A 7620-nucleotide genomic window follows, 5' to 3' on the forward strand; every position below is an offset into this window, starting at 1 on the left:
ACAGGTAACATTGAACAATCGCCTTGCGTGGCGCACCCAGAAATATGGGATGGTCGCACGTAACTCTCCCCATTACTGTTGTCGGTGCGCGAGGCATTTGCCATTCCCCAAGCGATTTAACAAGCACATGCAAGCGAAAATACGCCCGTATCGCTATCCGCGAACAGCAACCCTATCGTGCACGTTATAGCTGTCTATAATACTGATCAAGTGCAGTAACTGAACGGACGAGGGAAATTCGTGACCCAAGCGTCCGAATGCCGACACCCCCTGCGTGCGCTCAAATTACGCGACGGTCTGCTGCCCAAATGCGCCATTTTGCAAGGTGCTGCCCGGGCGTTAATAGTCGGTAGCATTGGAAGGTGTTTGGGGTTAGGAGACGCCAACGCAGTTGATACCGGTTAGCAGTAAATAATATGAAACAGTTCTCCAGTGCATCGGGGCATCCCCCCAATGATCCTACTGACGGCGATGAAATTGACCTCGCCGCCTTGCTCCAAACTCTTTGGCGCGGCAAATTATGGATCGCCCTATGCGGATTTCTTATGCTGTTTCTTGGAGGTTTTTACGCCTACGGGATGGCCGTGCCGGTCTACACAGCCAAGTCTGCCGTAGCTCTCGAGAGCAGGCAGGAACAGGTGATGGACATTGAGAGCGTCGTTACCGGGCTTGGCGGCGATCAATCTACAATTAACACCGAGGTCGAGGTTCTTCGTTCGCGGGGATTGATTGAGACGCTGGTCTTAGATTTGGATTTGCTTGGCGATCCAGAGTTCAACACCAGCCTTCAGCCCCGCCCTCGGTTTTCTATTGGCACATTTATCGGTGCTCTGCGCGGCCTATTGGGCGCCCAAGACACCCCTGTTGTCGTGTCCGAAAGAGCCACGTTGGACAGGACCATCAACGCAGTTCTTGAGACCCTTTCTGTCTCTAATCTACGCCAAAGCTTTGTTTTTGAAATTACAGCAACTACGCAAGATGCAGAAAAATCGGCCGCAATCGCAAACCGCCTTGCCGAGCTTTACATCGAGAACCAGATTTCTGTGAAGTTCGAGAAGACGGAAGCGGCTACAGCTTGGCTTAGCGAAAGGGTCAGTGGCCTACAGGTCGAATTAGAAACAGTGCAAGCGGAACTGAAGAACTTTTCGACCAATACCGACCTGATCAATGCAGAAACACTCGCAGCCCTTAACCGGCAAGTAAAAGACCTAAGGGAGCGGCGTTTGACGCTCGCAGCCCAGGCAGAAGCGGCCGGAACCCGGATAGAGAGCTTGCGCAATGCGGAAGGCGCCGGCGATCCAAATGCGTTTGCCCAAATTGCTGAAGATCCACTATTGGACCAGGCTTTGCTGCGTCTAGAGGAAGGGCGTGAGGGCGGGCAAGAGGCTTTTAATGCGCGTAGTCAAGCATTGATCACCCAAGCAGAGCTCGACGCGGCCCGCGCGCGCGCTCAGCTAAGTGCCATTGAAGCTTCTATCGCTGATGTAACTTCACGTATCGACAATCAGTCGCAAGAATTGGTGACATTGGAACAGCTCCAGCGGGAAGTTCAGGCTAGCAGGCTTCTTTACGAGGCTTTCCTAAGTCGGTTGAAAGAAACGAGCATACAGCAAGGGATTCAACAGGCCGATAGCCGCCTTCTGAGCCGGGCTGTCGTCCCCCCTGCCCCTTCCGCACCGCGAAAGTCACGCATATTAGCACTTTCTCTCATTCTAGGACTAATGGGAGGGGCCGCTGCGGTGTTGCTGCGAGAGATGGCGCAGAATACATTCCGTACACCAGAGGATCTCGAAGCAAAAACAGGATACACTGTGATCGGTCAAATTCCTAAGATCTCGGTGAAAGCCCGGAAGAGTGTACTGGAGTACATTACTCAGAAACCGAACTCAGCAGCAGCTGAATCTGTGCGGAACTTGAGAACGTCGATTCTTCTAGCGAACCTCGATACGCCGCCGAAGGTCATTATGTCCACGTCCTCTGTGCCAGGCGAAGGGAAGACAACTCAATCAATTGCTTTGGCGCAGAACTTTGCGGGATTGGGGGCAAAAGTGCTCCTGATTGAAGGGGATCTGAGGCGTCGTGTGCTTTCAGAGTATTTCTCTCACGATCACCCCCACGGCTTCCTATCAGTGATGTCGGGGGACATCTCATTGAAGGACGCCACGGTATATGATGAAGGGCTGAATGCGGACATTCTTTATGGGGAAAGATCACGTGTAAATGCAGCAGACCTGTTTTCGTCGAAAACGTTCAGCGACTTCATCAAGGAATTGCGCAACCACTACGACCATATAATTATTGATTCTCCTCCTGTCCTAGCAGTTCCGGACGCGCGCGTATTAGGCCAGCTGGCTGACGCAATCATCTATTCCGTTAAATGGGACAGCGTCACCCACCGCCAGGTTTTGGATGGGTTGAAATCTTTAGAGAGCGTAAACCTCAAACCTAGCGGCTTGATCCTCAGCCAGATAGACCGGAATCAATTAAAGCGTTATGGCTACGGCGATAGCTATCAAGCTTATGCCGGATACTATACAAACTAATGCCCGTGTCGAAACATGCCATAATCGGGTATGTTCAACTCCGCGCCCAAGTAGGCGCCGATTGTTACCGCCTGCTGCTTGAAATCATAACCTCTCAAGTACTGTCGTTACCGACGTCGTATGAGATAGGATGAGATATGCGTCATGAAGTGATTGTCCCAACTAAGGGGGAGTAGCTCAGCCAACAACAATCCAGCAGAGCGGGCTCTGCGCCCTATCGGAATCGGCCGTACAAATTGGTTGTTCGCAGGCGCTGACACCGGGGACAAAACCCTGGCTCGCGCAAAGACTATCATCGAAACTGCCAAGCTAAACGGCCTCGATCCACAAGCCTATCTCGCGGACGTCCTCGACCGCATCCACGACCATAAGATAAACAAGTTGGATGAGTTGCTGCCGTGGAACTGGAAGGCATCAAACCCAGAAGCGAGCAGTCAAGCAGCCTAAGCCGCGGTATCAATGGTTCGGTTACGCGCGCAATGAACCTGACGCATAAGCAATATGTTGGAGCTTCGGTCTGCCAACCATTTTGGCGTTCGCATTCATTACCTGACTACGGGATTTCGAAGATGAGAGGACGATCTCGGGCGGGACCAATCTGTTGGATGAAGTCTCATCGGTCACTTCGTCTGGTAGATATCGATGCGGAACACGACAAACCAGGAATTTTTGGGAATTGCAGGCTTTCCGAATGGCAACGCTTGGGCCGCCCATTTTTCTTACGGATCGCAAGATCGAAAGCTCCCCTTTTGAGCGCGGCGGACCCAATTTATCCGATTGAACCTTCGTCAGCTTGGCACAGAGCCGCGCTGACGAAGGTCTAGAGAGTGTTGGAGAAAGGTTGGAGAGAAGCTTACGAAGGTCATACCTCCCTCAACCTATCAGAGACATTAGGAATAATAGGCTAGCAGCATCGCAATGTAGCCCGATTTCACGACATAGGTATTTCCCCCTGCCACCACAGTAATGTCGCCGCCTGGCGTTACACTTGAAATGCTGCTGACAGACACTCCCGTGGCACGTGTAATTGCGGCTGCGATCACCCCAGTACCGATTGTGTGGCCCGCGCCACCGGGTGCGGTGACCGTTACGGTATCCCCTGCAAACGCACTATTGGTAAGAACCATAGAGACTGCTGCAGACATTAGAATTTTTTTCAACATAGACTTAAACCTTTTATGGAATTTCAAAAACCGTAGGCGACTGACAAAGTCACCTGCTGGCGGTTGGTGTTGTCTGTTACGTCGAGAAGACTGAGGGAAGTGCTGATAGTCGAGTCAGGAATGTTGAAGGACGCCCCGAGGTTCAGCTGGGTTTCGGTGAAGGACATGCTGGCGCTCATATTTGGGGTGATCCCCACGCCAACACCCGCAAAGGCCCCATCTTCGATCGTGAGACCATCTGACTGCCGAGTATTGTCAGTACCATACCCAATTACAAACTGAAGCGGGATCTCCACCTCCCCTTTGTCTACGGCAAGGATGTGCGAAGCATAGACGGTAAACTGTTCCGACCGGTCTGAATTTACCCCCCATGCTGCAAGGTTAGAGACCGTCGCACCCACGAAAGTAGCAGAATTCCCGCCCACATGCGCGAGACGAGAAGCAGAGAGGCTAAGCGAACCAGCATCACCTAAAGGCTCAAGACCGGTCAAGGCCAGCCCGAATGTCAGACTTAGGTTCTCAAGGGGGCTACCAATACTATAGCCTGCAACAAGGTCTCCGTCGCCACCCGCGCCGGATACTCCGCCCCGCGGCGTGGCGTAGGTCAGCCCAACAAAACCGCTCCCGGATTTTGGTGCGACCGCCGAGGGTGCGCCTGCTACCGTTGGAAATGCCAGCTGCATGCTTGGGCTGGGGAGCGAAGGCTGCGGCACCATAACCGCGTCACTTTGCGCAAAGACAGACGTCCCAAGGGCTGCGACCATTGAAGAAATTGCTAAAATTTTTCTCGACATTCCATTTCCGCCTAATTGAACTTTCGTTTCTAACCAAATCTGTAAAATAGCTGGTAGCCATTCACAACATTCCTCCCCCAAAATGGGTTGGCGAGGTAACCATTCAAATAGATTGATGCTCACTTGTGATACTAGTACAACAGATTACATGACTTTGGTAGCTTTGCTGGACGAGAAGGCCGATCGCGGAAAGGCACCTTGGCGAAAACATCAGCACACCACTACCTTCTATAGACAAAATAGGTCACTCGTCACGTCTTAACGGCAAAGACGCGTGGCAGGAACTGTTGGACGATCTGCTGACTGCTTGTCTACAGCGTTCATATCCAACGGCTGTATTGAGAACCTGAGAACGGGTGATATTGCACAAAACCAGTGGGGCTTCATGTCGTGAATCCAATATGGTAGCTGGCTCGCACATCACCTACCTATACGACGACGATTGGACTGCCTATAATGAGGCGCTGAACCGCCGCGGATCATTGACGATCTAGTTCGATCCGAAGATGAACTGGGATGCCGAACCCTCCGGCAAGAGGGGTAGGTCGCGGACATTCAGTGACCCTGCGATCCAGACCTGTTTGACGATGAAGGTGCTGTTCGGGATGGCGCTGCGGCAGACGACGGGCTTTGTAGAATGCCTGCTTCGGCTGACAGGCCTCAATTGGGACGTGCCTAACTTCAGCACCATTTGCCGCCGTCAAAGGACGCTTTCGGTGGTCATTCCATATCGTCGCGCGAAGGACCCGCTGCACCTGCTGATCGATAGCACCGGCATCGAGGGTGAAGGCGAATGGAATGCCCGCAAGGACGGCGGGCCAAAGCGACGCGTCTGGCGCAAGATCCACATCGGCATTGATGAGCAAACGCTGGAAATCAGAGCAGTTGAGATCACCGGCAGCAACACTTGGGGGTACACCGATGTTGTTTCACCTACTGGGCCAGATTCCGCCCGATCAGGAGGTTGGCAGCGTGACTGCCGATGGTGCCTACGACACGCGCCGATGTCACAAGGCCATCGCTGATCGCGGTGCGGCCGCAGGTATACCACCGCGCCGGAATGCCCAGCCAAGGAAGCTAACCACAGCCGGTGCTATCGTCAGGAACGACGCACTTCGCGCATCAAGATATCTGGGTCGGGCGCTCAGGCGAAAGTGAAGCGGCCACCACCGCCGAAGACGCGTTAAGACAAAGATGCACTGCGTAAAACTAATTGGTAGCGCCTGATGGCGCGCGACTTTGACCGCCAGACCGCGGAGGTTCAGGTGCGCGTCGCAATCCTGAACAGTCACACCGCCATTGGCATCCCTGTCACGAAAGCCCTAGGATAAATCCATCTGGGGGAAGGAAAGATCCGTTCGTCAGCTGATTGACGCAACAGAGGCCTGCCTGCACATTTCGTGCATATCCAGCACGTTCGTTTTCTGTGATGATGTATCACATTGGTGTAAAAGTCGAGGTATCTCCTGAACTGGCCCCCATTTCGACCGGCCTCCTTGGTTTGACTAAGGAGGCTTAAGGATAGCCTTAAGCACGTGCTTATGTCTGAGATAGAAATCATCACTGTTGGTGGTCGCTGTCGGCGCTGGTCCGCGGCGGAAAGGCTACGGATCGTTGAAGAGACCCTTTATGACGGGGATAGCGTTTCCGCCGTTGCTCGTCGTATTGGCGTGGCCCCCAGACCGTTGTATCGTTGGCGTAGACTGATGCTCGAAGGAGGGAGTGTCGCCGTGACAGGAGATGACAGCGTGACCAGCAACAAGACTGTTCGAGAGATGGAAGTCAGCGTCCGGAAACTTGAGCGCCAGCTGGGACGCAAGACGCTGGAGGTGGAGATTCTGAAGGAAGCGCTGGATAAGTCCCGGTAAAAAAAACTTACCTTGCTTGCGCAATCGCTCAAGCCGGGCGGTTCCCGATGAAGATGGTGGCGCAAACGCTAGGTGTATCCCGTTCGAACCTGTATGAACGCCAGAGTGGAAGCACGAAGCCGCGTCGAAGCTATTATAAAGCTCAGGACGCGGCGCTTTTGCCTCGTATTGAGCGTTTGGTGGTAGAACGCCCAACCTATGGCTCCCGCCGGATCACCGCAGTCCTGAACCGGGAGCTCAGGACAGAAAGTCTTGCCCGGCACCTGCTGGAATGGCGATGTTATCCGCGCGGCGTTCTTCCTCGACGCTCATGATCGCGAGCTCATCGCCTGGCGGGCTGTCGCCAATGCCGGGATCAGTGGCTCGGACTTGCGTGACATGCTTCTGGAGGCCTTCGAGAAACCCTCCGGCAGCTATCACGCGCCAGAGGTTTTTGAGGTCTTATCCGACAATGGCAGCTGTTATACGGCAAAGGAAGCCCCCGTCTTTGCTCGCCAACTCGGCCTGAAGTCATGCTTCACGCCAGTCTCAAGCCCGCAATCCAACGGCATGTCCGAAGCCTTCGTAAAAACGCTCAAGCGCGACTATGTGCGCGTTAACCCGCTACCCAATGCTGAAACCGTTTTGAATTTGATAGGAGACTGGATCGAGGACTATAATGACAACCACCCACACAGCGGCCTAAAATGGCGCTCGCCTCGCAAGTTCATCAGGGCCAAAACCGAAATCGCGTAGGTGTCCGGTGAAACGGGGGCTGGTCCATCTCCCGGCACGGCTTCAATCAGGCAGATAGATTCGGACAGAATCGATCCTGGTAACGCCTTTTATCGACTTCGGCGCTTTAACTGTCTCTGAATCCCACTTTGAGGCAGACCACAGGCTCTCCTCCAAGAACTGTTTCGGGAAAATTTATGCTTTGATCGGCGCTACAGCCAAACGTATGCCCTATGGCGCAGGTCACCGAACTCAAGCAAAAATGAAGCACCTGTGGGTAAGTCAGCACAGATCTTTTATCCGTTAATTCAAAGCACTTGCAGGCGTTCTTAGTTCATTGCATCAACTTCCTGTACTCAAGCTCCTTGTTTATGGTTTCGGATTTTCAAGCTCCAAATCCGTAATTCTTCTTGAGATTCAGGTCTCCCCGGGGCATAGCTTGTAACAAGATAAACACAAAACGACCGCAAAAGCTGTTTCTTGAACCCTAAACACTCGAGAAACGCCAATTGAAGGTCGAGGTTACGGGCAGACAAGA

The 7620-nt window shown here is 53.2% G+C and carries 3 protein-coding genes and 3 pseudogenes; 4 read left to right on the forward strand and 2 right to left on the reverse strand.

Annotated elements, in window-relative coordinates:
• The first annotated feature begins 416 nt into the window (after positions 1–416).
• Both DSM14862_RS17400 and DSM14862_RS17405 read left to right on the forward strand, forming a co-directional pair.
• Positions 417–2543 carry a GumC family protein gene (locus tag DSM14862_RS17400; RefSeq protein WP_243254484.1) on the forward strand — a complete coding sequence of 709 codons (2127 nt, stop codon included), beginning with the start codon at positions 417–419 and terminating at the stop codon, positions 2541–2543.
• Between the two features lie 183 nt (positions 2544–2726).
• A pseudogene (locus DSM14862_RS17405) lies at positions 2727–2990 on the forward strand (transposase domain-containing protein); the annotation flags it as partial.
• 443 nt (positions 2991–3433) lie between these two features.
• Here the strand turns inward: DSM14862_RS17405 and DSM14862_RS17410 are convergent.
• Together DSM14862_RS17410 and DSM14862_RS17415 are read right to left on the reverse strand one after the other, a co-directional pair.
• Complete coding sequence (locus DSM14862_RS17410) at positions 3434–3670, reverse strand: hypothetical protein (RefSeq protein ID WP_243254485.1); 237 nt, start codon at positions 3668–3670, stop codon at positions 3434–3436.
• Positions 3671–3729: 59 nt separating this feature from the next.
• A complete protein-coding gene (locus DSM14862_RS17415; RefSeq protein WP_243254486.1) occupies positions 3730–4500 on the reverse strand; it encodes a hypothetical protein in 771 nt (256 codons plus the stop codon).
• A gap of 408 nt (positions 4501–4908) precedes the next feature.
• Between DSM14862_RS17415 and DSM14862_RS17420 the strand changes: the two are divergent.
• Positions 4909–5831: pseudogene (locus DSM14862_RS17420) on the forward strand (IS5 family transposase).
• 210 nt (positions 5832–6041) lie between these two features.
• Positions 6042–7103: pseudogene (locus tag DSM14862_RS17425) on the forward strand (transposase).
• Positions 7104–7620: the final 517 nt, after the last annotated feature.

Origin of the sequence: Sulfitobacter indolifex, from assembly GCF_022788655.1 — a bacterium.
Lineage (GTDB): Bacteria > Pseudomonadota > Alphaproteobacteria > Rhodobacterales > Rhodobacteraceae > Sulfitobacter > Sulfitobacter indolifex.

Coding starts and splice junctions, on each gene's coding strand:
- DSM14862_RS17415 (WP_243254486.1), bottom strand. CDS start 4,500: ATGTCGAGAAAAATTTTAGCAATTTCTTCAATGGTCGCAGCCCTTGGG.
- DSM14862_RS17400 (WP_243254484.1), top strand. CDS start 417: ATGAAACAGTTCTCCAGTGCATCGGGGCATCCCCCCAATGATCCTACT.
- DSM14862_RS17410 (WP_243254485.1), bottom strand. CDS start 3,670: ATGGTTCTTACCAATAGTGCGTTTGCAGGGGATACCGTAACGGTCACC.